The 24893-nt window shown below is 60.3% G+C and carries 16 protein-coding genes and 1 pseudogene; 7 read left to right on the top strand and 10 right to left on the bottom strand.

Annotated elements, in window-relative coordinates:
• Positions 1–162: 162 nt before the first annotated feature.
• The 10 genes from cmk to ccoN all read right to left on the bottom strand — a co-directional run bounded on the left by cmk (position 163) and on the right by ccoN (position 13712).
• Positions 163–849 carry a (d)CMP kinase gene (cmk, locus tag DQ405_RS09500; RefSeq protein WP_168423983.1) on the bottom strand — a complete coding sequence of 229 codons (687 nt, stop codon included), beginning with the start codon at positions 847–849 and terminating at the stop codon, positions 163–165.
• Positions 846–3056, bottom strand: coding sequence for a bifunctional prephenate dehydrogenase/3-phosphoshikimate 1-carboxyvinyltransferase (locus DQ405_RS09505; protein ID WP_168424049.1), 2211 nt, complete (start codon positions 3054–3056; stop codon positions 846–848). Before DQ405_RS09505 ends, cmk begins: the two co-directional genes overlap by 4 nt.
• A gap of 32 nt (positions 3057–3088) precedes the next feature.
• On the bottom strand, positions 3089–4198 hold the full coding sequence (gene hisC, locus DQ405_RS09510) for a histidinol-phosphate transaminase (RefSeq protein ID WP_168423984.1): 1110 nt from the start codon (positions 4196–4198) through the stop codon (positions 3089–3091).
• A gap of 81 nt (positions 4199–4279) precedes the next feature.
• On the bottom strand, positions 4280–5377 hold the full coding sequence (gene pheA / locus DQ405_RS09515) for a prephenate dehydratase (RefSeq protein ID WP_168423985.1): 1098 nt from the start codon (positions 5375–5377) through the stop codon (positions 4280–4282).
• Positions 5377–6462 (bottom strand): 3-phosphoserine/phosphohydroxythreonine transaminase, encoded by a 1086-nt coding sequence (serC, locus tag DQ405_RS09520; RefSeq protein ID WP_168423986.1) that lies wholly within the window; start codon positions 6460–6462, stop codon positions 5377–5379. The genes pheA and serC overlap by 1 nt, the downstream gene beginning before the upstream one ends.
• Before the next feature lie 137 nt (positions 6463–6599).
• A complete protein-coding gene (gene gyrA / locus DQ405_RS09525; protein ID WP_168423987.1) occupies positions 6600–9407 on the bottom strand; it encodes a DNA gyrase subunit A in 2808 nt (935 codons plus the stop codon).
• A gap of 123 nt (positions 9408–9530) precedes the next feature.
• Complete coding sequence (gene mtnA, locus DQ405_RS09530) at positions 9531–10607, bottom strand: S-methyl-5-thioribose-1-phosphate isomerase (protein ID WP_168423988.1); 1077 nt, start codon at positions 10605–10607, stop codon at positions 9531–9533.
• A 251-nt stretch (positions 10608–10858) separates the two neighbouring features.
• Entirely contained in the window at positions 10859–11500 is a 642-nt protein-coding gene (locus tag DQ405_RS09535; protein WP_168423989.1) for a peroxiredoxin, read from the bottom strand.
• Between the two features lie 69 nt (positions 11501–11569).
• Entirely contained in the window at positions 11570–12151 is a 582-nt protein-coding gene (locus tag DQ405_RS09540; protein WP_168423990.1) for an RBBP9/YdeN family alpha/beta hydrolase, read from the bottom strand.
• Between the two features lie 121 nt (positions 12152–12272).
• Positions 12273–13712 (bottom strand): cytochrome-c oxidase, cbb3-type subunit I, encoded by a 1440-nt coding sequence (gene ccoN, locus DQ405_RS09545; protein WP_168423991.1) that lies wholly within the window; start codon positions 13710–13712, stop codon positions 12273–12275.
• Between the two features lie 331 nt (positions 13713–14043).
• On the opposite strand from ccoN, the gene imuA reads away from it, so the two are divergent.
• The 7 genes and pseudogenes from imuA to DQ405_RS09580 all read left to right on the top strand — a co-directional run bounded on the left by imuA (position 14044) and on the right by DQ405_RS09580 (position 24876).
• The gene (gene imuA / locus DQ405_RS09550; RefSeq protein ID WP_168423992.1) at positions 14044–14661 is read left to right on the top strand and encodes a translesion DNA synthesis-associated protein ImuA; all 618 of its coding nucleotides are present in this window, start codon (positions 14044–14046) and stop codon (positions 14659–14661) included.
• Between the two features lie 7 nt (positions 14662–14668).
• The gene (locus tag DQ405_RS09555; protein ID WP_168423993.1) at positions 14669–16084 is read left to right on the top strand and encodes a Y-family DNA polymerase; all 1416 of its coding nucleotides are present in this window, start codon (positions 14669–14671) and stop codon (positions 16082–16084) included.
• Positions 16081–19164 (top strand): error-prone DNA polymerase, encoded by a 3084-nt coding sequence (locus DQ405_RS09560; RefSeq protein WP_168423994.1) that lies wholly within the window; start codon positions 16081–16083, stop codon positions 19162–19164. The genes DQ405_RS09555 and DQ405_RS09560 overlap by 4 nt, the downstream gene beginning before the upstream one ends.
• Positions 19165–19347: 183 nt before the next feature.
• Positions 19348–20567 (top strand): annotated as a pseudogene (locus DQ405_RS09565) (MFS transporter).
• Positions 20568–20849: 282 nt separating this feature from the next.
• Positions 20850–21530 carry a haloacid dehalogenase type II gene (locus DQ405_RS09570; protein ID WP_168423995.1) on the top strand — a complete coding sequence of 227 codons (681 nt, stop codon included), beginning with the start codon at positions 20850–20852 and terminating at the stop codon, positions 21528–21530.
• A 53-nt stretch (positions 21531–21583) separates the two neighbouring features.
• Positions 21584–22561 (top strand): arsenosugar biosynthesis radical SAM (seleno)protein ArsS, encoded by a 978-nt coding sequence (arsS, locus tag DQ405_RS09575; protein ID WP_168423996.1) that lies wholly within the window; start codon positions 21584–21586, stop codon positions 22559–22561.
• Positions 22562–22722: 161 nt separating this feature from the next.
• Positions 22723–24876, top strand: a complete 2154-nt coding sequence (locus DQ405_RS09580) for an FAD-dependent oxidoreductase (protein ID WP_168423997.1) — start codon at positions 22723–22725, stop codon at positions 24874–24876.
• The last annotated feature ends 17 nt before the right edge of the window (positions 24877–24893 follow it).

Raw genomic sequence — 24893 nt, forward strand, 5'->3', positions numbered from 1 at the left:
GCTGTTTTTCGGGCGAGGATCCGCCCAATCTCCACATCCCAGATAACGTGGGTTCATTCATATAAAAAAAGGCCTGTGGGACTAGCTCTGGTCTCCCACATGCCTCCTTGTTAACAGTCCTGAACCTCAGGAACCGTCGAGCCGCCCTGTGGCAGCCAGTCATCAGGCGAAATCGCGCTTGGCGACTTCGCTCAGAATCTGTCCTAACACCTGCTCGATGGATAGCTCGGTCGAATCCAGCTGTACGGCATCGTCTGCCGGCTTCAGCGGAGCCACTTCACGCTGGGTATCACGCTCATCACGCGCCCGTATCTCATCGAGAAGACTCGCGAGATTAACATCATCACCCTTGGCCTTCAACTGCAGGAAGCGCCGGCGCGCCCTTTCCTCCGCGCTGGCGGTGAGGAATATCTTCAAGGGCGCGTCAGGAAAAACCACAGTTCCCATGTCACGACCATCCGCGACGAGTCCAGGCGGTTCGCGGAATGCCTTCTGACGCTGCAACAACGCCTCGCGCACAGCAGGCAACGCCGCAACCTGCGAAGCCCCGGCCCCAACCTGTTCGTTACGAATCGCCTGGGTGACCTCCTCGCCTTCGAGAACGATCCGCATCCCATGACCGTTTTTATCCGCACCGAATTGCACATCCAGATGAGCGGCCAGAACCTTGAGCGATTCCTCGTTGGTCAGGTCGACGCCATGGTTGCGCGCAGCGAAGGCAAGCAAACGGTAAAGTGCACCGGAATCGAGAAAATTCCATCCCAGCTTGGCCGCCAGCAGCGCCGCAACTGTGCCCTTGCCGGAGCCGCTCGGGCCGTCAATGGTTATGACCGGGACCTGGCTGATCATGAATTACCCTCCACACTTACACGCATCCCAGCCCGCTCGGCCAGTGCAAGAAAGTTCGGGAACGACGTGGCGACGTTGGCGCAGTCGTGGATGCGGATCGGCGCACTGGCTCGAAGCGCAGCGACACTGAAGGACATCGCGATGCGATGATCACCGTGGGCCCAGACCTCGCCGCCGCCAAAGGCCGCATCGCCCTCAATGATAATCCCGTCCGGGGTCGGAGTGGCCTTGACGCCGAGTGTTTGCAGACCATCGGCCATCACCTGGATACGGTCGGACTCCTTGACCCGCAGTTCCTCGGCACCGCGCAATGTCGTTCGCCCTTCCGCACAGGCCGCCGCGACGAACAGCACCGGGAACTCGTCGATTGCGAGCGGGACGAGGTCTTCAGGTATATCGATACCCCGGAGCTGAGCAGCGCGAACACGGATATCCGCAACCGGCTCGCCACCCACTTCACGCAAGTTGGTCAGTTCGATATCGCCCCCCATCAGCTTGAGGATATCGATGATACCGGTACGGGTCGGGTTGACCCCGACGTGCTCAAGCGTAACGTCGGAGCCTGGCGCGATACTGGCCGCAACCATGAAGAATGCGGACGAAGAGATATCGGCGGGCACTTCAATCTGCGTCGAACGCAGCTTATGACCGGGCTCGACCGTGGCAGTACTTCCCTCGACCTTCACCGGGTAGCCGAAGCCCTGCAGCATCCGCTCGGTGTGATCCCGCGTCGGTGCAGGCTCGGTCACCGATGTTTTCTCTGCGGCGTAAAGACCGGCAAGGAGCAGGCAGGATTTGACCTGTGCGCTGGCCATCGGCATCTCGTAATGCATGCCGGACAGCTTCTGACCGCCGCGAATGGTCAATGGCGGGCGCCCTTCGGCCGCTGTCTCGATCACCGCTCCCATGTCGCGCAGTGGCTTGGCCACGCGATTCATCGGTCGCTTGGACAGCGAAGCGTCCCCCGTCAGAGTGGTATCGAAGGGCTGAGCGGCCAGCAGCCCGGACAGCAGGCGCATCGAGGTACCGGAATTGCCGAGGTAGATCGGGCCTGGCGGCGGCTTCAGGCCGTGCAGGCCAACGCCATGGACGGTAACGCGCCCTTGATTCGGCCCTTCGATGACCACACCCATGTCGCGGAATGCCTGAATGGTCGCGAGGGCATCCTCGCCCTCGAGGAAACCGTCCACCTCGGTGGTACCTTCGGCAAGCGAGCCGAGCATGATCGAACGGTGGGAGATGGATTTGTCGCCTGGCACACGAAGTTGACCGTTGAGGCTGCCGCCAGGGCTGGCGAGGAAGATCAGATCTTTGGAATGCATAACGTCCACATAGGCTCTGCGAGCCAGTATTTTGCTGAAATGTTCGCGGGCAGCCTTGGCGCGCGTGAACACGCCCAACAACGTATGCCCGTCTCCTTCATCGACCGCGGCGCGTAGCGCGTCGAGGTCGGCACGAAAATCGTCCAAGGTATGCAGCACCGCCTCGCGGTTGGCGAGAAAAATGTCGTGCCACATCACCGGATCGCTGCCCGCAATGCGGGTGAAGTCGCGAAACCCGCCGGCGGCATAACGGAATATCTCGAGATTCTCGTTCCGCTTCGCCAACGAGTCCACCAAACCGAAAGCCAGCAGATGGGGAAGATGGCTGGTAGCCGCCAAGACGCCGTCATGATGCTGAACGCCCATGTGCTCGACATCCGCACCCAGCGCGCGCCAAAGCCCGTCGACAAGCGCCAGTGCGGCTGGATCAGTGCCTTCCAACGGCGTCAGGATCACCTTGTGTCGCCGGAAGAGCGTGCTTTCGGCAGCCGTTACACCGCTCTGTTCCGAGCCGGCTATCGGATGCCCGGGCACGAAACGCGGTGGCATTCTTCTGAACTGTTTTTCGGCACAACGCACCACGTTGCCCTTGGCGCTGCCAACATCGGTCAGCACAGCGCTCCCGAGGTCAAGGGACGCAAGCTCCGCCAGCACGCGCTCCATCGCCAGGATCGGAACGGCCAGCTGAATGACATCCGCCCCCAGGCACGCTTCCGCAAGGCTATCAGCACAGCGATCCACTACACCAAGCTCGACGGCTAGTTCGCGAGAGCGAGCGTCCAGATCGAAACCGACCACCTCGCCACAGAGCCCGCCTTCCCTCAGCCCCTTCGCGAACGAGCCACCAATCAGCCCCAGACCGACAACGACCAGTCGCCGCACCATTGGCACATCTGGAAGCGGTTCCACGTTTCTGCTCAACGTCCGAGCGCCTTGCGCAAGACATCCAGAAAACGGATATTTTCCGCTTCAGTGCCGATGGAAACCCGTAGGAAAGTCGGCATCCCATAGCTGGCGACCGGCCGAACGATAACGCCGTCGCGCAGCAATGCCTGATTCACGGGAGCCGCATCACAACCGAAGTCGACCGCAATGAAGTTGCCTTTCGAGGGAATCCAATCCAATCCCATCTGCTTGAAACCAGCCTCGAGTTGAAGCATACCGGCCGCGTTGCAAGCCCGGCTCTCGGTCAGATACCGAATGTCGTCCAACGCGGCACAAGCCGCCGCAAGCGCGAGGCTGTTGACATTGAATGGCTGACGCACCCGATTCAGCACGTCGGCAATCTCTGCCGAACAGATCGCATAACCCACACGCAACGCAGCCAACCCGTACGCTTTGGAGAACGTCCTGGAAACCAGCAGATTGGGATGCGAAGCCAGGAAACTCAATCCATCCGGCAGCTCTCCTCCATCGGCATACTCGATATAGGCCTCGTCCAGCACGACCAATACATGGTTCGGCACACCGGAGAGAAAGCGTTGCAGCGCCTCGGCGCCGAACCAAGTGCCAGTGGGATTGTTGGGGTTGGCGATGAACACGACACGAGTGTTCTCGTCGATAGCCGCCAGCATGGCCTTCAGATCGTGGCCCCATTGCCGGGCCGGGACCGCCTTCACTTGCGCACCGACAGCCTGGGTGACGATGGGATAGACCGCGAACGCATGCTCACTGAATACCGCATTCAGGCCTGGGGCAAGGTAGGCACGCGCGACCAGTTCAAGGATATCGTTGGAGCCGTTGCCGAGCGTCACCTGTTCGATGGCGACGCCATACCGCTCGGCCAGCTTTTGCTTGAGTTCGAAGCCGTTGCCATCGGGATACCGGGTCAGCTCGTCGAGCTGTGCCCGGATCGCCTCGATGACTTTCGGGCTGGGGCCCAGCGGGTTTTCGTTGCTGGCCAGTTTTACGATCGTAGCGGGATCGAGATCGAGTTCACGAGCCAGTTCGTCCACCGGCTTGCCCGGCACGTAGGGCGACAGTTTTTGCACGCCTGGCTGAGCCAGGGCGAGGAAATCACAGCTCATACATTAAGCCTCAAGCTCAAGCGGCAAGCGGCAAGAAAAAGCCAGTGCTTGTGGCTCGTAGCTCGACGCTTGCGGCTGTTTTTAAAGTACCGCTTTCGGATAGGACCCCAGCACCTTGAGTGCCACCGCCTCTCGCCCGATCTTCTCCAGAACATCCTTTATTAGCGGCTCCTGGTGATGACCGATGCAGTCGATGAAAAAAACGTAGGTCCATTTACCGCTGCGAGAAGGACGAGTTTCGATCCGTGTGAGATCGATACCATTGGAATGAAACGGCATCAGCAATTCATGCAGCGCGCCCGGTTTGTTGCGCATAGAAACGATGATCGAGGTCTTGTCATCGCCAGTAGGCGGAACTTCCTGGCTGCCAATGATGAGAAAGCGCGTGGAGTTATCCGGGCGGTCCTCGATCTTTTCGGCAATCTTGCTAAGGCCATAAAGCTGGGCGGCCATGTCGCCTGCGATCGCAGCGGAGTTCCATTCACTTTTCACCCGTTTGGCTGCATCGGCATTGCTGGAAACCGCCACGCGTTCAACGTTCGGATAATGCGCGTCCAGCCACTTGCGACACTGCGCCAGCGATTGTGCATGGGAATAGATGCGAGTGATGCGGTCGGTCTTGGTCGTTTCGCCGATCAACAGATGATGATGGATACGCAACTCGACTTCACCGCAGATGACGATGTCGTGCTCCAGAAAACTGTCGAGGGTGTGGTTGACCGCACCCTCAGTGGAGTTTTCCACCGGCACCACGCCGAAGTTGACCGCACCGGCGACCACCTCACGAAACACCTCGTCGATGGCAGCCATAGGCTTGCTGATTACAGAGTGCCCGAAATGCTTGAGCGCTGCGGCCTGTGAGAAGGTACCTTCCGGCCCGAGATAGGCAACTCGCAGTGGCTGCTCCAGAGCCAGGCAGGACGACATGATCTCCCGAAAAAGGCGCGCCATTTCTTCGTTGTCCAGCGGCCCCTTGTTCAGCTCCATGATGTGCTTGAGCACCCAGGCTTCACGCTCGGGACGATAGAACACCGCCTCCTCGCCTTCGGCCAGTGATGCGGTCTTGACCCGCGCGACGTCCTGAGCACAACGGGCACGCTCGCTGATCAGCTCGAGAATTTTCTCGTCGAGACTGTCGATGCGTACACGCAGCGCCTTCAGCCGGTCGACATCACTCATCAGCCGCGCTCCTTCTCGAATTCGCGCATATAGGCCACCAGCGCCTCGACGGCATCCAGGCCCACCGCGTTATAGATGGAGGCACGCATGCCGCCGACCGAGCGATGACCTTTCAGGTTGAGCAGTCCGCGGGCCTCAGCCCCAACCAGAAATGCCTTGTCCAATTGCTCGTCGGCCAGCCTGAACGGCACGTTCATCCAGGAGCGGGCATTGCTGGAGATCGGGTTGGAATAGAAGTCGCTGGAATCGATTACCCCGTAGAGCAGCTCCTTCTTGGCGCGATTGCGCTGCTCCATCGCTTCAACGCCACCCTGCTCTTTCAGCCATTCGAATACCAGGCCGGAGAGATACCAGGAGAAGGTCGCAGGCGTGTTGTACATGGAGCCGTTGTCGGCGGCGACCTTGTAATCCAGCATGGTCGGGCAGCTGGAACGCGCACGACCGAGCAGGTCCTCGCGAATGATCACTACCACCAAACCCGATGGGCCGATGTTCTTCTGCGCGCCCGCATAGATCAGGCCGAACCGGGAAACATCCAGCTGACGCGAGAGGATGTCAGAAGACATGTCGACTACCAGCGGCGTGTCGCCAAGCTCCGGTATCCAATCGAACTGCAAACCGCCGATGGTTTCGTTGCTGGCGTAGTGCAGATAGGCCGCATTGTCGCTGAGCGCCCACTCGTTCTGGCCGGGAATCGCGAAGTAATCGTAAGGCTTGGCGCTGGCAGCAACATTGATATGGCCGAAACGCTTAGCCTCTTCAATGCTCTTGCGTGACCAAATACCCGTGTCGATGTAATCCGCGACGCCGCCCTCGGGCAGCAGATTCAACGGGATCTCGGCAAACTGCTGGCTGGCACCACCCTGCAGAAACAGCACCTTGTAATTCGAGGGAATGCTCAGCAGATCGCGTAAATCCTGCTCAGCCTTCTCAGCGATCGCCGTGTATTCGTCGCTGCGATGGCTCATTTCCATCACGGACAAACCGCGGCCCTGCCAATCGAGGAGTTCAGCCTGGGCGCGCTGCAGCACCGCCTCAGGAAGCGCGGCCGGGCCGGCGCAGAAGTTAAAGGCGCGTTTGCTCATCTTCGTTCTCTCAAAACGGTCGATACTTGCTCGCTCTGTTCGCGACCTAAGGTCATCTCAGAGCTTGCCATTCCTTCATGCAGCAGGGTCTGCAACGAAACGACGGCGAAGCCTTTAGGGGCTGCGCCGTCGCTTGATCAGTTGTCGTCGTCGGTAGGCACTACGTCTGGCGGAACGTCCCCCCCGCCGCCGAGCAAGTCATCTTCGCTTGGCTCGGTGCTGACAACGGGCATTTCCTTATCCAGGGCATCCTCGTCGATAACCGCTTCGATATCGTCCAGGACGTCCTCCTCAGAGGGTTCCTGAACCCGCTCGAGGCCAACCAGATGTTCGTTCTTGCCCAGCTTGATCAACGTGACACCCTGAGTGTTACGACCCAGCGATGAAACCTCATCGACACGGGTCCGAACTAGCGTGCCTTGATCGGAAATCAACATGATTTCCTCGCCCTGCTGCACCTGGACAGCACCGACCAAGGGGCCGTTGCGCTCGTTGGTCACCATGGCAATAACACCCTGGCCACCACGACCGCGACGTGGGAACTCGTCGATCACGGTGCGCTTGCCGTAGCCATTGAGGCTCGCGGTGAGAATCTGCGCATCGGGCTCGGGAATCAGCATGGAGATCAGACGCTGGCCTTCGGGCAGGCGCATGCCGCGAACGCCACGGGCGGTGCGACCCATGGTGCGCACATGCTTCTCCTTGAAGCGGATTACTTTACCGCCATCGGAAAACAGCATGACTTCACGGGCGCCATCGGTCACCGCAGCGGCGATCAGTGTATCGCCCTCTTCCAAGCCGAGCGCGATCAGACCGACACTGCGTGGGCGGCTGAACTGAGACAGCGGGGTCTTCTTCACGGTGCCCTTGGCGGTCGCCATGAAGATGTAGGTGCCGGTCGGCTCGTCTACCGACTCGTCGGTTTCGTCACCTTCGAGGAGCTCTTCAGCTTCATCGGTTTCGCTGATGATTTCCGCATCTTCGACATCGTCGTCGCCGTTCAGCTGTTGCTGACGCGCGGCCTCGATATCCACTTGCAGCATGGCGGTGATGTATTCGCCTTCGGTCAGCGGCAGCAGGTTGACCAGCGGCCGACCGCGCGATGCGCGCGAGGCCTCGGGAATCTCATACGTCTTGAGCCAATACACCTTGCCCTTGCTGGAGAACAGCAACAGCGTGGTGTGGCTGTTGGCAACCAGCAGGTGCTCGACGTAATCCTCTTCCTTGACGCCTGTGGCCGCCTTGCCTCGTCCACCGCGACGCTGCGCCTGATAGGCCGCCAGCGGCTGCGATTTGGCATAGCCGCCATGGGAGATGGTGACGACGCGCTCTTCTTCGGTGATCAGGTCCGCCAGTGTCAGGTCCAGACGCGCTTCAAGAATCTCGGTACGACGTGCGTCGCCGAAGTCGCGCTTGACGCCTTCGAGCTCCTCACGGATGACTTCCATCAGGCGTACCGGGTCGGTCAGGATGCGGATCAGTTCGCCGATCTGGGTCAGGATTTCCTGATATTCGCTGAGCAGCTTCTCATGCTCGAGACCAGTCAGGCGATGCAGGCGCAGGTCCAGAATGGCCTGGGCCTGCTCCGGTGAGAGGTAGTATTTTCCGTCGCGCAGGCCGTATTGCGGATCGAGGCCTTCAGGACGGCAGGAGTCAGCACCGGCACGCTCCACCATCGACTCGACAGCACTGGACTCCCACGCCTCGGCAATCAACGCCTCTTTGGCTTCAGCCGGCGTCGGCGACGCCTTGATCAAGGCGATAACCGGGTCGATATTGGAAAGCGCAACCGCCTGCCCTTCGAGAATATGCCCACGCTCACGCGCCTTGCGCAGCTCATAAACAGTCCGGCGGGTGACGACCTCACGGCGATGACGCACGAAGGCCTCAAGCAACTCCTTCAGATTCAACGTGCGCGGCTGGCCGTCGATAAGCGCCACCACGTTGATGCCGAACACGCTCTGCAGCTGGGTCTGAGCGTAGAGGTTGTTGAGGACAACCTCTGGCACTTCACCGCGGCGCAGCTCGATCACTACGCGCATGCCGTCCTTGTCGGACTCATCGCGCAGCTCGGTGATACCTTCGAGCTTCTTTTCCTTGACCAGCTCGGCGATCTTCTCGATCAGCCGCGCTTTGTTCAGCTGATAAGGCAGTTCGGTGATGACGATCTGCTGACGGCCACCGACCTTGTCGATGTCTTCGATGGTCGAGCGGGCACGCATATAGATGCGTCCGCGACCGGTGCGGTAGGCCTCTACGATGCCGGCGCGACCGTTGATAATGCCCGCGGTCGGGAAGTCCGGCCCCGGAATGAACTGCATGAGTTCATCAATGGTGATATCGGCGTTTTCGATCAGCGCCAGGCAACCGTCGATGACTTCACTGAGGTTGTGCGGCGGAATGTTGGTCGCCATGCCCACGGCGATACCGCTGGAGCCGTTGACCAGCAGGTTCGGAATCTTGGTCGGCATGACCGCCGGAATCTGCTCGGTGCCATCGTAGTTGGGCACCCAGTCGACGGTTTCCTTGTCCAGGTCGGCCAGCAGCTCGTGGGCCAGCTTGGCCATCCGCACTTCGGTGTAACGCATGGCGGCGGCATTATCGCCATCGACCGAGCCGAAGTTACCTTGGCCATCGACCAGCATGTAACGCAACGAGAAAGGCTGCGCCATCCGCACGATGGTGTCGTATACCGCCGAGTCACCGTGAGGGTGGTATTTACCGATCACGTCACCGACCACACGGGCGGATTTCTTGTATGGCTTGTTCCAGTCGTTACCCAGCTCGCTCATGGCAAAAAGCACACGACGATGCACGGGCTTCAATCCGTCGCGCGCATCCGGCAGCGCCCGCCCGACAATTACGCTCATGGCGTAGTCGAGGTAGGACTGCTTGAGTTCGTCTTCGATATTGACCGGGAGGATTTCTTTGGCCAGTTCGCCCATGGAAGCCTGGTTCCTTATAGTCAGCAGGGTCCTGCGATTAAGCGCGGGATAGTATCACAGCTGGCGAGCCGGAGGCTCCAGGATGCACACCCGGGAAGAGATGTCCCGGGCGTGGCCAGGTGCTCAATGGAGTCGCTTGCGGCTCATCAAGGCGGCGAGCTTGGCCGCGCTCGGTCGCTCGACTATGCCCTTTTCGGTCACGATGGCATCGATGAGATCTGCTGGCGTCACATCGAATACCGGATTGAACGCATCGACCTCCGCCGCGAACCGCTGGCCGTTGACCTCCAGCAACTCGCTACCGGTACGCTCCTCAATCGGTATGTCGTCGCCGGTTTCCAGCTCCATGTCGATGGTCGAGCTTGGCGCCACCACCATGAACCGCACGCCATGGTGCATGGCCAGGACGGCGAGCTGGTAGGTGCCGATCTTGTTGGCAACGTCACCATTGGCGGTAATTCGATCGGCCCCGACAATCACCCAGGTGATGCCGCGTGTCTTCATTAAATGCGCCGCAGCCGAGTCGGCATTCAGCGTGACCGGCACGCCCTCGCCTGCCAGTTCCCATGCGGTCAGCCGCGAGCCCTGCAGCCAGGGGCGGGTCTCGTCGGCGTAAACGCACTCGACAAGCCCTTCCAGGTGCGCCGCGCGGATCACGCCAAGCGCGGTTCCGAAACCACCGGTAGCCAACGCACCGGTATTGCAGTGAGTGAGCAGGTTCTGCGGATTGCCCTGGTGCTTGCGAATCAGATCGACACCGAACTGCGCCATGGTCAGGTTGGCTTCGCGATCACTGGCATGAATGGATATAGCCTGGGCCTCAGCAGCTGCCAACGGATCTTCACCTGGCTTCAGACGGTCGAGCCGCTCACGCATCTGATTCAGCGCCCAAAACAGGTTGACGGCGGTCGGGCGTGAATCGGCAAGCACCTTGAAGTCTGCTTCCAGCGCCGCACGCCAGTCGCTGCCTTCGGCGAGCCGAGCCCTGAGCCCCAGTGCCAGCCCATAGGCCGCGCTGATACCGATTGCCGGAGCGCCGCGTACAACCATCTCGCGGATAGCCGTGGCAACAGCTGCCGCAGAATCGTAGGTGTGCCACACCTCTTCTAGCGGCAGTTTGCGCTGGTCGAGCAAACGCAGCTGCCCGTCCTGCCACTCGATAGCCTTCACTTTTTCCGCGGCCAACAAGCGTTCGCGCATGGCAATCCTCTCTCTTTTTTACTGGCGCCCCTGACCATCAGGGACGTAACCGGTCCGTTCACAACGGCGAGCCGGCGCATGAAAAAGCCCGGTCGTCTCCGAACCGGGCTTCAACATTCGATAGGGTCATGCGGAGTGATAAGAACACTCGCGCCTCCATACCCGGGCGCGAATCCTAATCGACTGATTTTTCCAGCACAAGCAAAGGCCGTTCGCGCGATCGGCAGACGCGAACTGCGTCGACCTGCGACCTATTCGCGATTCGGCTGCGGAGTGAGGCGCAGATACGGCTTCACTGCGCGATAGCCCTTCGGGAAGCGCTGCTTGAGCTCCTCTTCATCCTGAAGCGAAGGCACGATCACCACCTCGTCGCCGTCCTGCCAGTTAGCCGGCGTCGCGACCTTATGGTTGTCGGTCAACTGCAGTGAATCGATCACGCGAAGGATTTCATTGAAGTTGCGCCCGGTGCTCGCCGGATAGGTAATGATCAGACGCACTTTCTTGTTCGGATCGATGACGAACAGCGAGCGTACCGTTAGCGTGTCGTTGGCATTGGGGTGAATCAGGTCGTACAGCTCGGACACCTTGCGATCGGCGTCAGCCAGGATCGGGAAGTTGACCCGCGTACTCTGGGTCTCGTTGATGTCATCAATCCATTTCACATGCGAATCAACCGGGTCCACTGACAGCGCGATGGCCTTGACGTTGCGCTTGGCGAACTCATCTTTCAGCTTGGCGGTTAAGCCGAGCTCGGTGGTGCAGACCGGCGTGAAGTCTGCCGGGTGAGAGAACAGCACGCCCCAGCTGTTACCGAGCCATTCGTGAAAGCGGATGCGGCCTTCATTGGAGTCCTGTTCGAAATCGGGTGCGATGTCACCGAGACGGATGCTCATGTCTTCTCTCTCCTCATGCAGTTGCGCTGATAACGACCGCATTGAGGCGGTCGGTCCTGATCCTTTATCTCAGGCCGTCTTACGGGCCTGCTGGGCGATACGATTTTGCAGGCGATACAGGTAGGCGAAGCCCTGCTCCCAACGGGTATGCCCCGACTGGGTGTTGATATGGCCGGCGCCACCCAGAATGACGGTGTCGCTCCCCCAATCGAGGCCCAGCTCGATAGCCCGATCCGCTGTAGCGGCGGCATCGTTGTCGGAGCCGATCAACAGGCTTGGAAAGGGCAGAACCTGGCGTGGAATCGGTGCGAAATTACGCAGGGCGTCAGGGCAGCCGGTACGCTGCACGTCGGCCGGAGCGACCAGCAGTGCACCACGAACCCGCTGCAGCGTGTCGACCGAGGCATGCTCAACCCAATGTGCGACGGTGATGCAGCCCAGGCTGTGCGCGACAAGGATTACTGGATGGGCGCTCATAGCGATGCTGCGATCCAGCTCGGCAACCCATTGCTCGCGGCGAGGGCCCAACCAATCGGACTGCTCTACCCTCGCGCTGTTAGGAAGGCTGCGCTGCCAATGGCTTTGCCAGTGGTCATCAGGCGAACCTTGCCAACCGGGCACTATCACATAACGGATCGATTCGCTGCGCATCGCGGTGTGCCTCCGAAGTAATGGAAGCCAGTCTAGACACAAGCACAACAGCCCGAAAAAGAATAAGAAATTATTTACTTATAACTTATTCAAAAAAGACAGCCGAACGACTCGTCTTTGCTCAGGCTAGCTGCACAGCCCCAGACTCGATGGCAGTTCTATCCGCCAAGCGAACAGTACGCCAGGCGTTGTATGCCATCAGCAGCATGCCCAGAACAAAGGTGCCGCCGCCAATCAGGCGCACCAGATAGCCGGGATGGCTGGCTTCAAGCGCTTCGACAAAGGAATAGGTCAGCGTGCCGTCGTCGTTGATCGCACGCCACATCAGCCCTTGGGTGATGCCGTTGACCCACATCGAAGCGATGTAGAGCACGGTGCCGATAGTCGCCAACCAGAAGTGGGTGTTGATCAGCCCCACGCTGTACATCTGCTCGCGTCCCCAGAGTTTGGGAATCATGTGATAGAGCGTGCCGATGGAAATCATCGCGACCCAGCCGAGGGCGCCGGCGTGAACGTGGCCGATAGTCCAGTCGGTGTAATGGGATAGCGCATTGACGGTCTTGATGGCCATCATCGGTCCCTCGAAGGTGGACATACCGTAGAACGCCAGGGATACCACCAGAAAGCGCAGGATCGGGTCGGTGCGCAATTTATGCCAGGCGCCCGACAGCGTCATCATTCCGTTGATCATGCCGCCCCAGCTCGGAGCCAACAGTACCACTGACATCGCCATCCCCAAGCTCTGCGCCCAATCCGGCAGCGCCGTGTAGTGCAGGTGATGCGGACCGGCCCAGATGTACAGGCTGATGATTGCCCAGAAATGCACGATGGACAGGCGATAGGAATACACCGGCCGCCCGGCCTGCTTCGGCACGAAGTAGTACATCATCCCGAGAAAGCCCACCGAGAGAATGAAACCCACCACGCTGTGGCCGTACCACCACTGAATCATCGCGTCCGTGGCGCCGGAATAGACCGAGTAGGACTTGAACAGGGTCACCGGAATGGCGACGTGATTGATGACGTGCACCATCGCCGTCACGACGATAAAGGCACCGTAGAACCAGTTGGCGACATAGATGTGCTGAGTCCGGCGCCGCGCGATCGTGCCGATGAATAGATAGGCATACGCCGCCCATACCAGTGTCATCCAGAGCGCGATGGGCCACTCCATCTCGGCATATTCCTTGGAGGATGTGAGGCCGAGCGGGTAGCTGAGCAGCATGGCGACAATCGCCGCCTGCCAGCCCCAGAACACGAAATTAGCCAACCAGTCCGAAATCAACCTCACCTTGCAGGTGCGCTGGACGACATAGAACGAGGTCGCGAACAGCGCTCCACCGCCGAACGCGAAAATCACAAGATTGGTGTGGACCGGACGCAGGCGCCCGAAACTGGTCCATGGCAAGCCAAGGTTGAGCTGCGGCCAGACCAGCTGAGCCGCGAGGATAGCTCCCATGCCCATCCCGAGCACGCCCCAGAACAGCGTCATCAGAGTAAAGCGACGGACAACCTCGTAGTTGTATATCGGGGTCGTCTCAATAAAAGGTGCAGCGGTCATAGCATTCCCAAACAGATGAGTGATAGCTGAACGCCGTTACTGGCCAGCTGGTCAAATCGGCGTGATAGCAATTGAGCGGAGTTCGGAAAGTGTGTGGTGAAAAATAAAATAAAGATAACGAATATTGATGAGCTTTAAATAAGATAATTTTGATACAAATTTGAAATACTCATAGCAACTATCAGCGATGGCTGATGGATTTTCCTTGGCGAGACCAACTCTCAAGGAAAGTAACTCAGCTCGATTGCAGGCGTTTTTATCGCTCCAGCTTGACCATCATCCCGGCAGCACAATACTGTATCCATATACAGTAGTCCGGATATCCATCGTCATGTCATCCGAGGTCGCACTTAACCATCTGCTCGATGCGCGCCGTTTGTGGCGCGGCCAGGCCAGAATCATATTGCCCGACACCCAGCCAACTGGGCATGCCGTGCTGGATGCAGCGTTGCCCGGCGGTGGTTGGCCGAGATCGGCATTGAGCGAAATTCTCTTCGCCAGTACCGGCATCGGCGAACTGCGCCTGCTCTGGCCGACCCTGGCGCGACTGACCACGGCCAACGAACGCGTGGTGTTGGTGGCGCCACCTCATAGGCCCTATCCCCATGCCTGGCTGGCTGCTGGTGTCGATCTTCGTCAGTTGACGATTATCAGCGCTCAGGGCCGCGACGCCTTGTGGGCCGCCGAGCAATGCCTGCGCTCAGGCAGTTGCGGGGCGGTGCTGTGCTGGCCGCAGCAAGCCGATGATCGCGCCCTGCGTCGCCTGCAGGTCGCCGCCGAAACCGGTCAAACGCTGGCTTTTGCCTATCGCCCACTGAGTGAGGCGATCAACCCTTCGCCGGCGGCATTGCGCCTGGCTGTCGAAGCCCAACCGGCACAATTGCGTGTGCTCAAGTGCCGCGGCGGCCTGGCGCCGGCGCGCCCGATTCCCACTGCGGCGTGCCATTGAGATGGCCATGCTCTGGGTCTGCATCCTGCTACCGCAACTGGCCATGGATGGTGTGCTGCGCAACCGCACCAATGCCGGGGCGCCACTGGCGCTCTTGAGTGGAACACCACAACGTCGCGTGTTGCAGGCGGTTAATCCGGCCGCACGGTCTCTCGGCCTCAGGCCGGGGCAATCTTTGATCGCCGCCCAGGCGCTGACTCGCGGCTTCGCCACTGCCGACTATGACCTGGCCTCGATCGAGCGCTGGCAGCAATTCCTCGCGGCCTGGGCCTACGGTTTCAGTTCGCAAGTCAGCCTGCATTACCCGCGTTGTCTGCTACTGGAAGTGCAATCCAGCCTCGGCCTGTTCGGCCCCTGGCCTCGCCTGGAGGCGCGTCTGCGCGAGGAACTCACCACGCTGGGCTTTGGCCATCGCATCACCCTGGCGCCCAACCCGGCCGCCGCGCGTATCCTGGCTAACGTACATGACGGCCTGGCGGTGATGGATTCCGAGACATTGCGGTGCGTGCTGGGTCCACTGCCGATAGAACGCATCGGGCTGCCGCGTGAAGTGGCGACCGCTTTTGTCCGCATGGGTCTGCGAACACTGAAGCAGGTCCTCGCCCTGCCCCGCGATGGCTTGGCGCGGCGCTTCCCCGCAGAAGTATTGAGACACCTCGACACTCTGTTTGAGCATCGTCCTTTGGCATTGGATTTCTATCGGCCGCCAGACCGCTTCGATGCTCGAATTGAGTTGAATTTCGAGGTCGAGTCGAATCAGGCACTGCTGTTTCCGCTGCGCCGCCTGACCGCCGATCTCGCCGCATACCTGGCCGGCCGTGACAGCGGTGTGCAGCGCTTCACTTTGCTTCTGGAGCACCGCAACCTGGCCGACAGCCAGATGCCGGTCGGCCTGCTCAGCGCCGAACGGGATCCGGCCATGCTGTTCGAGCTGACCCGTGGCCGCCTGGAGCAACTGCAGCTGCCGGCACCGGTACTGGCGGTGCGCCTGGTCGCGCGCGAGCTGCCGGCCTTCGTCCCAGAGCATCGTGAACTGTTCGACGAGCGCCCACAGCAATCATTGCCTTGGGAACAACTGCGCGAGCGCTTGCGGGCCCGCCTGGGTGACGACGCCGTGCAAGGGCTCGGCGCTCGAGCCGATCACCGTCCCGAGTGCGCATGGCAGACGCAGCATGCAGCTCAGAATGAGCTTCCTACGGGTGCCGGTCCTCGCCCCGGGTGGCTTCTGGCCGAGTCGAAACCACTGCACGAAGCCTCCCTTCGCGTTCTCGCCGGCCCCGAGCGAATCGAATCCGGGTGGTGGGACGGTCGCGATGTGCGCCGTGACTATTACCTGGTGGAAACCCGCAATGGCCAGCGCGGCTGGGCTTTTCGTCAGATCACGGATGGAGGCCCGCTGTTGTTGCACGGCTGGTTCGCATGATGGCCGGCTACGCCGAACTGCATTGCCTGTCCAACTTCAGTTTCCAGCGGGGCGCCTCCAGTGCCCGCGAACTCTTCGAGCGCGCCGCACGCCTCGGCTATCAGGCTCTGGCCATTACCGATGAATGCACGCTGGCCGGCATCGTACGGGCCTGGCAGGCCTCGAAGGATATTGGCCTGCCACTGATTATCGGTAGCGAAATCCAGATCGAAGACGGACCAAAACTGGTCCTGCTGGTAGAAGACCTCGCTGGCTATCAGACCCTGTGCCGGCTGATCACCCGCGCCCGACGCCGCGCCGAGAAAGGTCGCTATCAGCTTCTCACTGAAGACCTGAGCGAGCCGCTGGATGGACTGCTAGCCATCTGGATTACCCACCAGCCTGATGCCGACGACGAGGGCCGCTGGCTACGCGAGCGCTTTCCAGAGCGCCTCTGGTTGGGCATCGAGCTGCATCGAGGACCGGACGATACGCTGCGCCTGCGCCAATGCCAGACATTGGCCACACGCCTGAACATACCCGCAGTGGCCTGCGGCGATGTGCATATGCATGCTCGCGGACGCCGTGCCCTGCAAGACTGCATGACCGCGATCCGGCATCACCTGCCGGTGGCGGAGGCCGGACGCTATCTATTCCCTAACGGCGAACGCCATCTGCGCCGAAACGAGGAACTGACCCAGCTGTACCCACCCGAACTGCTCGCCGAAACGCTGCGCATCGCCGAGCGCTGTCGGTTCGATCTCAGCCAGTTGGAATACCACTACCCGCATGAACTGGTACCTGCGGGCCACAGCGCCACCTCCTGGCTGCGCGAACGGGTCGAGGAAGGTGCTCGCTGGCGCTGGCCAGCAGGCGTAACGGTAAAGGTTCGTACACAGATCGAACATGAGCTGCAACTGATCGCCGAATTAAAGTACGAAAGTTACTTTCTTACCGTTCATGACCTCGTCCGCTGGGCCCGTAAGCAGGGGATTCTCTGCCAGGGTCGCGGCTCGGCTGCCAACTCCACGGTGTGCTTCGTACTGGGCATCACCGAACTCGATCCCATGCGTACAGGCAGCCGGCTGTTGTTCGAACGCTTTCTCTCCCGCGAACGCAACGAGCCACCGGACATCGATGTCGACTTCGAGCACGAACGCCGCGAGGAAGTCATTCAGTATGTGTTTCGCCGTTATGGCCGCACTCGCGCCGCACTGACTGCCGTGGCCAGCACTTACCACGCCACGGGTGCCTTGCGCGACGTAGCCAAGGCACTCGGCCTGCCGCCAGACCAGGTCAATGCACTGGCCGATTGTTGCGGACGCTGGAGCGACCGGATTCCCGACGACGAGCGCTTGCGTGAAGCCGGTTTCGACCCGAGCAGCCCCGTGCTGCGCCGGGTGTTGGTGTTGACCGGCGAGCTGATTGGCTTTCCTCGTCACCTTTCACAGCATCCCGGTGGCTTCGTCATCTCCGAGCACTCCCTGGAAACCTTGGTGCCGGTGGAAAATGCCAGCATGGCCGAGCGCACAGTGATTCAGTGGGACAAGGACGACCTCGACCTGGTCGGTCTGCTCAAGGTCGATGTCCTCGCACTTGGCATGCTCAGCGCTCTGCGCCGCTGTTTCAACCTGATCGAACGCTATCGCGGTACACGCTGGACCATCGCCACGCTGCCGCAGGAAGACCGCCCGACCTACGACATGATCAGCCGCGCCGATACGGTTGGCGTGTTCCAGATCGAGTCGCGGGCGCAGATGGCCATGCTTCCGCGGTTGCGCCCCAAGACCTTTTACGATTTGGTGATACAGGTCGCCATCGTGCGGCCGGGGCCGATTCAGGGCGACATGGTTCATCCCTACTTGCGCCGACGTAATAAAGAAGAACCCGTGGATTACCCATCCGACGAACTGATACCCGTCTTCGAACGCACCCTTGGTGTGCCTTTGTTTCAGGAGCAAGTGATGGAACTGGCCATCATTGCCGCCGAATACACCCCCGGCGAAGCCGACGAACTGCGCCGGTCCATGGCCGCCTGGAAGCGTCATGGCGGCCTGGAGCACCATCGCAAGCGCCTGACCGAGCGCATGCTCGCCAAGGGTTATGAGGCGGACTTCATCGCACGCATCTTCGAGCAGATCAAAGGGTTCGGCAGCTATGGCTTTCCCGAATCCCACGCCGCCAGCTTCGCCTTGCTCACCTATGCCAGTTGCTGGCTGAAATGCCACGAACCAGCCGCCTACGCCTGCGCATTGATCAATAGTTGGCCGATGGGTTTCTACAATCCCGATCAAATTCTCCAGGACGCCCGCCGCCATGGCTTGGAAATCCGTCCCGTGGATGTCCACCACAGCGACTGGGATTGCAGCCTTGAGCCGACCGGCAACGAGCAACCTTCGATCCGCCTGGGCCTACGCCTGGTACGCGGCTTTCGCGAAGAGGATGCGCGGCGCATCGAAGCAGCACGTCAGATTCAACCATTCGTTGCCGTCGATGACCTGTGTCTCCGCGCCGGGCTGGATACCCGTGCCCGCGAACGGCTGGCCGATGCCGGCGCGCTGCACGGCCTCGCCGGGCATCGTCATCAGGCACGCTGGGCAGTGGCCGGGGTCGAGCCACAGTTGCCGTTGTTCGCTGAGCAACTTGCACCACAGGAAGCACCTGTGCCCCTGCCCCTTCCCTCAGCAGGTGAAGATCTCCTGACCGACTACGCGATCCTCGGCACCACACTTGGTCCGCACCCGCTGGCCCTGCTACGCGATCATCTCAGGGGCCTGCGCTGTCGCAGCTCGCGCAACCTGACCGAGTTAGAGCATGGCCGCCCAGTCAGCGTTGCCGGCCTGGTGATCGGTCGCCAGCGCCCACAGACCGCCAGCGGTGTGATTTTCGTTACCCTGGAAGATGAGTTCGGCATGATTAACGTAGTGGTCTGGCGCGATCTGGCCGAGCGCCAGCGAAGGGTGCTGATTCAATCGCAGCTGCTGCGGATCGACGGCCATCTGGAATCAGCGAACGGCGTACGTCACGTCATCGCCGGGCGCCTGAACGACCTCACGCCTCTGCTGACCGGGCTGGATATACGCAGTCGGGACTTCCAATAAATCCCGCACGCACGATCGAGGGCGATACAGCCTGCTGAATCCGCAATCACTCGGGTAGTTGATTACTGCTGTTCTCCCAATATAGAAAACGCCAATATCGGTAGAACGCTGCGTCTCATATCCTATGGATTTTGGTCGTACTGGTACCCAGGCTTCAAACTCACACAGATCAGGTGTCTATCAATGGCGACATCCAGTGTCCAGGCTGCAGCACCACTTTCCGGCGACGCTACAGCCAGTCCATTGGCGATGGGCATCATCCTTTCCTGCGCTCTCGCCCACCTGATCAATGACCTGATTCAGGCTGTCCTGCCGGCGATCTATCCGCTGATCAAGGCCGAGTATGGCCTGACCTTCACCCAGGTAGGCTTGATCACCTTGACGTTCCAGGCGACCGCCTCGCTGCTGCAACCCTGGATTGGCCTCTATACCGACCGGCACCCCAAACCCTTTCTGTTGCCAACCGGTGCGGTTTGTACCTTGATCGGCATCCTGCTGCTAAGTGCCGTGGACACGTTCCCGTCCATACTCATGGCAGCGGCGCTGATCGGCATTGGCTCATCCACCTTCCACCCCGAAACATCGCGTGTGGCTCGCCTGGCTTCGGGGGGCGCTTTGGCTTGGCTCAATCGACATTCCAAGTCGGCGGAAACGCAGGCACGGCTATCGGACCCTTACTGGCAGCCGCCATCATCGTGCCCTTTGGTCAGAGCAACATCTTGTGGTTTGGCCTGTTCGGGCTGTTTGCCATCGGTGTGCAATACAGGCTGAGTCAGTGGTATCGCGGCCACTTGAACACTTACAAGAAAAAGGCGGGAGCCCAACCCACCCACGGGCTTTCCCGCCGGCAAGTCACAGCAGCGCTGAGCGTCCTCGCTCTGCTGGTGCTCTCCAAATACATCTACATGGCGAGTATCACCAACTATTTCACGTTCTACCTGATCGAGAAGTTCGACCTTTCCGTTGCCAGTTCTCAACTGCACCTGTTTCTGTTCTTAGGCGCCGTGGCAGCCGGAACCTTTTTCGGCGGGCCGATCGGCGACAGAATCGGACGCAAGGCCGTGATCTGGTTTTCGATCCTTGGTGCGGCACCTTTCACGTTGGCAATGCCTTATCTCGACCTGTTCTGGACGAGCGTATTCAGCGTGATTATCGGCTTCATCCTGGCCTCTGCCTTCTCGGCCATCGTTGTCTACGCACAGGAACTCGTACCCGGCAACGTCGGGATGATCGCCGGTGTGTTCTTCGGATTGATGTTCGGTTTCAGCGGGATCGCAGCAGCAGCACTGGGTCATTTGGCTGACCTGCGCGGAATTGAATACGTCTACCTACTGTGCTCGTTCATGCCGCTGCTGGGCATGCTCACGATCTTCCTGCCGTCTACCGAGACCAAACGCAACTGACGCAGCACATGCCTGAACGCTCCGGTCCAGGCAAGGCTGCCGTTCCTACGCTGCCGTGTCCCGAGCCCTGCCCTGATGCTGCTTCAACAGATCGATCAGCCCTGCTTCCAGGCTCGATCAGCGAACATGTCATCCACAGGCGTGTGGAACAGATGGTTGGAATAGTTGCTGAATGTCTTGACCGCGAGCCTAAGCACTATTTCAAGGATTTGCCGCTCGCCGTACCCGGCCGCAAGGAACCCTTCCACCTCCCCTCGACTATGACCAAAAGGAGTTCGACCCATGATTAATGCGCTGGCGTTTGACGTCTATGGAACACTCATCGACACCCAGGCGGTGTTGGGCAAGTTGACTAAGCTGTTCGGTGAACCGGCGCCTGCTATATCGCGGCTGTGGCGTCAAAAGCAGCTGGAATACAGTTTCCGCAGGGGCCTGATGCGCGATTACCGCGATTTTTCTGTCTGCACTCGGGACGCGTTGGTTTACGCATGCCGGGAGCACGGGCACACATTGGACCAGACAACTATCGAGCAGTTGATGCTCGCCTACAGCGAGCTGGATGCCTTCCCGGATGTCCAGGCCAGCCTGCAGCAGCTAAGCGGTAGCGGATTCGCCCTCTATGCCTTCTCCAACGGCAGTCAGGACGCAGTGGACCGTCTACTGCAACAGGCCGGTATTGCCGATGCCTTCACGGCGGTCGTGAGTGTCGAAGCCGTGCGCTCCTTCAAGCCAGCACCAGAGGTTTATGCTCATCTGTCAAAGGTCTGCGAGGAACCTGCCGAACGGATCTGCCTGGTCTCGGGGAATCCATTCGACGTGCTGGGAGCAGCGCACGCTGGCATGAAGACCGCATGGCTACGCCGCGATCCAAGCGTTCAGTTCGACCCTTGGGGGATCGAGCCGGATGTCACGCTGGAAAGCCTCAACGGACTCGCAAGTCACCTGCGCGAATTCAGTCTGTAACAGCGGCCCGGATAACGACTCCAACAAACATCTATCCGAAGAGCATCATCGCCATGCATGCCATGCTTCCCCTCCTGAATGCTCTGGAGTTTCCTCCGATCCGCCGGGGCACACTCGAGGCCCTGCAGGTCAATCTGACTTACCGCTGCAATCAGCGTTGTCTGCATTGCCACGTGAACGCCGGCCCCACGCGCACCGAGGCCATGACCGATGACAGTCTGGCCCTGCTGCATCGGGTGATTGATGCGCATCCGGTGCGCACGCTGGATCTGACCGGCGGCGCGCCGGAAATGCATCCGCGCTTTCGTGAGATCGTCGCCCACGCACGGCGTGAAAGGCTGCGGGTAATCGATCGCTGCAATCTGACGATATTGAGCGAGCCGGGATACGAGGACCTAGCGGTATTTCTCGCCGATCAGGGCGTTGAGGTCACTGCCTCATTGCCCTGCTATTCACAGGAAAACGTCGACAAACAGCGTGGCGATGGCGTGTTCGAGGCCAGTATCTCGGGGCTGCGCCAACTCAACCGGCTCGGCTACGGCGCAGACGACAGCGGATTGGTCCTTAACCTTGTGTACAACCCGCAGGGGCCCAGCCTGCCACCAGCCCAAGCCCAACTCGAAGCGGATTACAAAGCGCATCTTGCGCAGGACTTCGGCATCCGCTTCAACCATTTGCTGACCATTACCAACCAACCCATCGCCCGCTTCGGCAGTACCCTGGTCAGCAAGGGCCAGTTCAGCACCTACATGCAGTTGCTGCGCGACAGCTATCGACCGGCGAACCTCGACGCAGTGATGTGCCGCAGCCTGATCAGCGTTGACTGGCAGGGCTACCTGTACGACTGCGATTTCAATCACATGCTCGAACTACCTATGGCGCTTGATGGCCTGATTGGCCGCGACCGGGCACATCTACGCAACCTGCTCGAGACGACGAATCTGGTGGGCAACCCTATCGCGACTCGTGACCACTGCTATGCCTGCACCGCCGGGCAAGGATCAAGTTGCGGCGGCAGTCTGGTCGAATAGGGATATTCACATGCATACCAGCGATGCGACCGGGCTTTTCTTCTGGGGGTTTCTGGTCGTCTACGGGCCTATCGCGCACGCATTTGCTTTGCCTGCGCCGATCAGCTCGAACAGGCCATGCTTGGTGGCTTCGAGCGATGTGCCACTGGAGATCGATTCGGATGAATAGCCGTAAACTCGCATTGCTGGTCTTGATGATCGTGCTGCTTGCCGGCTTCTTTGTCTTCGACATCAGTCAATATCTCAGCCTCACCAACCTGAAAGCGCAGCAAGCGGCCCTTGACGCCCAGGTGACGGCCCATCCGTGGCTCGCGGGCAGTACCTTCTTTGCTATCTATGTCCTGGTCACCGCGCTTTCTCTGCCAGGCGCGGCCCTGATGACGCTCGTGGGTGGCGCATTGTTTGGCCTGATTAGCGGCACCCTGCTCGCGTCTTTTGCGTCTACGTTGGGTGCCACCCTCGCCATGCTGATCAGCCGCTATTTGTTGCGCGATTGGGTGCAGGCGCGCTTCAAGCAGCGCCTGGCCGGGATCAACACGGGTATCGCTCGTGAAGGCGCCACCTACCTGTTTGCATTGCGTCTGGTGCCGGTGTTTCCGTTTTTCCTTATCAACCTAGCCATGGGCCTGACGAAACTGCCGGTGCGCACGTTCTGGTGGGTCAGCCAACTTGGCATGCTGCCTGGCACGCTGGTGTATGTGAATGCCGGGCGCGAACTCGGGCAGCTGAATTCGTTAGGCGGAATATTTTCGCCGGGGCTGATCGGCGCCTTCGTTCTGCTGGGCCTGCTGCCCTTGTTGTCGCGCAAGGCGCTGGGCTGGTTCAAGGCGCGGAAGGTTTACGCCGGCTGGAGCAAACCTCGTCACTTCGACCGCAACCTGATCGTTATCGGCGCCGGTTCCGGCGGGTTAGTCAGTGCCTATATCGCCGCGGCAGTAAACGCCAAGGTCACCCTGATCGAGAAGCACAAGATGGGTGGCGATTGCCTGAACACCGGCTGCGTCCCGTCCAAGGCCCTGATCCGCTCCGCCAAATTCGCCCAGGAGTTGAAGAAAGCCGACCAACTTGGCTTCGCGCCAGTCGGCGGCGCGGTGGATTTCGCCGCAGTCATGGAGCGTATCCAGCGTGTGGTGGCCACGGTGGAGCCACACGACTCGATCGAGCGATACACCAAGCTAGGGGTAGAAATCATCGAGGGCGAGGCCCGGATCACCTCCCCATGGACGGTCGAGGTCAATGGCCAGCGCCTCAGCACCCGCGCCATTGTGGTCGCCACCGGCGCCCGTCCGAAAATACCGAAAATTCCGGGTATCGAGCAGGTCGAACCGCTGACCTCCGATACCGTCTGGGCACTGCGCGAGCAGCCGAAACACCTGCTGGTACTCGGCGGCGGCCCGATCGGCTGCGAGCTGGCACAGGCGTTCCAGCGTCTCGGGTGCGCAGTCACTCTGGTTCAACGCAATGAGCGTCTGTTACCCAGGGAGGACGCTGACGCCAGTGCCGCCGTCCTGGCTGGTTTGCGCGCCGATGGCGTGGACGTACGGCTTCAACACAACGCGGTGCGTTTCGAGCTGATCGACGGTCAGCGGCAGCTCATCTGCGCCGATCTTGCCGGCGATACCGAAGTTGCCTTGCCTTTCGACCAGGTGTTGCTGGCCTTGGGGCGCGCCGCTAACGCCACAGGTTTCGGTGCGCAGGAGCTGAATCTGGAGGTCCGAGACGATGGCACCCTGGCGTCCGATGAATACCTGGCAACGCGCTTCCCCAACATCTTCGCCGTGGGTGATGTGACCGGCCCCTTCCAATTCACCCATGTTTCCGCACACCAGGCCTGGTATGGCGCGGTGAACGGGTTGTTCGGCGGTTTCAAACGCTTCAAGGTGGATTACAGGGTTATCCCCTGGGCCACCTTTACCGATCCAGAGGTCGCGCATGTGGGTCTCAACGAGCAGGAAGCCACGACTCAGGGCATCGCCTATGAAGTCACCCGCTTCGGCATGGATGAGCTCGATCGAGCCATCGCCGACGAGACCGCGCATGGCTTCGTCAAGGTGCTGACCGTACCGGGCAAAGACCGCATCCTCGGCGCCACGATCGTCGGCGCCCATGCCGGCGACCTGATCACCGAATACGTTACCGCCATGAAGTACGGCCTGGGTCTCAACAAAATCCTGGGCACCATCCACATTTACCCGACCCTCGCCGAGGCCAACAAATATGCCGCAGGAGAATGGAAGCGCGCTCATGCGCCAGCCAGGGCGCTGCGCTGGCTGGCCCGCTTCCATCGCTGGCGACTCCGATCTGCGCCTCGATAGAACGGTGCCAAGCTAAA

This window comes from Pseudomonas sp. SST3 (assembly GCF_003325755.1).

What these genes read in the sequence shown, in the direction of transcription:
- pheA (WP_168423985.1), bottom strand. Translation starts at nt 5,377, where the DNA reads ATGAGTGATGTCGACCGGCTGAAGGCGCTGCGTGTACGCATCGACAGT.
- mtnA (WP_168423988.1), bottom strand. Translation starts at nt 10,607, where the DNA reads ATGCGCGAACGCTTGTTGGCCGCGGAAAAAGTGAAGGCTATCGAGTGG.
- DQ405_RS09570 (WP_168423995.1), top strand. Translation starts at nt 20,850, where the DNA reads ATGATTAATGCGCTGGCGTTTGACGTCTATGGAACACTCATCGACACC.
- hisC (WP_168423984.1), bottom strand. Translation starts at nt 4,198, where the DNA reads ATGAGCTGTGATTTCCTCGCCCTGGCTCAGCCAGGCGTGCAAAAACTG.
- arsS (WP_168423996.1), top strand. Translation starts at nt 21,584, where the DNA reads ATGCATGCCATGCTTCCCCTCCTGAATGCTCTGGAGTTTCCTCCGATC.
- DQ405_RS09505 (WP_168424049.1), bottom strand. Translation starts at nt 3,056, where the DNA reads ATGGTGCGGCGACTGGTCGTTGTCGGTCTGGGGCTGATTGGTGGCTCG.
- DQ405_RS09540 (WP_168423990.1), bottom strand. Translation starts at nt 12,151, where the DNA reads ATGCGCAGCGAATCGATCCGTTATGTGATAGTGCCCGGTTGGCAAGGT.
- serC (WP_168423986.1), bottom strand. Translation starts at nt 6,462, where the DNA reads ATGAGCAAACGCGCCTTTAACTTCTGCGCCGGCCCGGCCGCGCTTCCT.
- ccoN (WP_168423991.1), bottom strand. Translation starts at nt 13,712, where the DNA reads ATGACCGCTGCACCTTTTATTGAGACGACCCCGATATACAACTACGAG.
- DQ405_RS09535 (WP_168423989.1), bottom strand. Translation starts at nt 11,500, where the DNA reads ATGAGCATCCGTCTCGGTGACATCGCACCCGATTTCGAACAGGACTCC.
- cmk (WP_168423983.1), bottom strand. Translation starts at nt 849, where the DNA reads ATGATCAGCCAGGTCCCGGTCATAACCATTGACGGCCCGAGCGGCTCC.
- gyrA (WP_168423987.1), bottom strand. Translation starts at nt 9,407, where the DNA reads ATGGGCGAACTGGCCAAAGAAATCCTCCCGGTCAATATCGAAGACGAA.
- DQ405_RS09560 (WP_168423994.1), top strand. Translation starts at nt 16,081, where the DNA reads ATGATGGCCGGCTACGCCGAACTGCATTGCCTGTCCAACTTCAGTTTC.
- imuA (WP_168423992.1), top strand. Translation starts at nt 14,044, where the DNA reads ATGTCATCCGAGGTCGCACTTAACCATCTGCTCGATGCGCGCCGTTTG.
- DQ405_RS09580 (WP_168423997.1), top strand. Translation starts at nt 22,723, where the DNA reads ATGAATAGCCGTAAACTCGCATTGCTGGTCTTGATGATCGTGCTGCTT.
- DQ405_RS09555 (WP_168423993.1), top strand. Translation starts at nt 14,669, where the DNA reads ATGCTCTGGGTCTGCATCCTGCTACCGCAACTGGCCATGGATGGTGTG.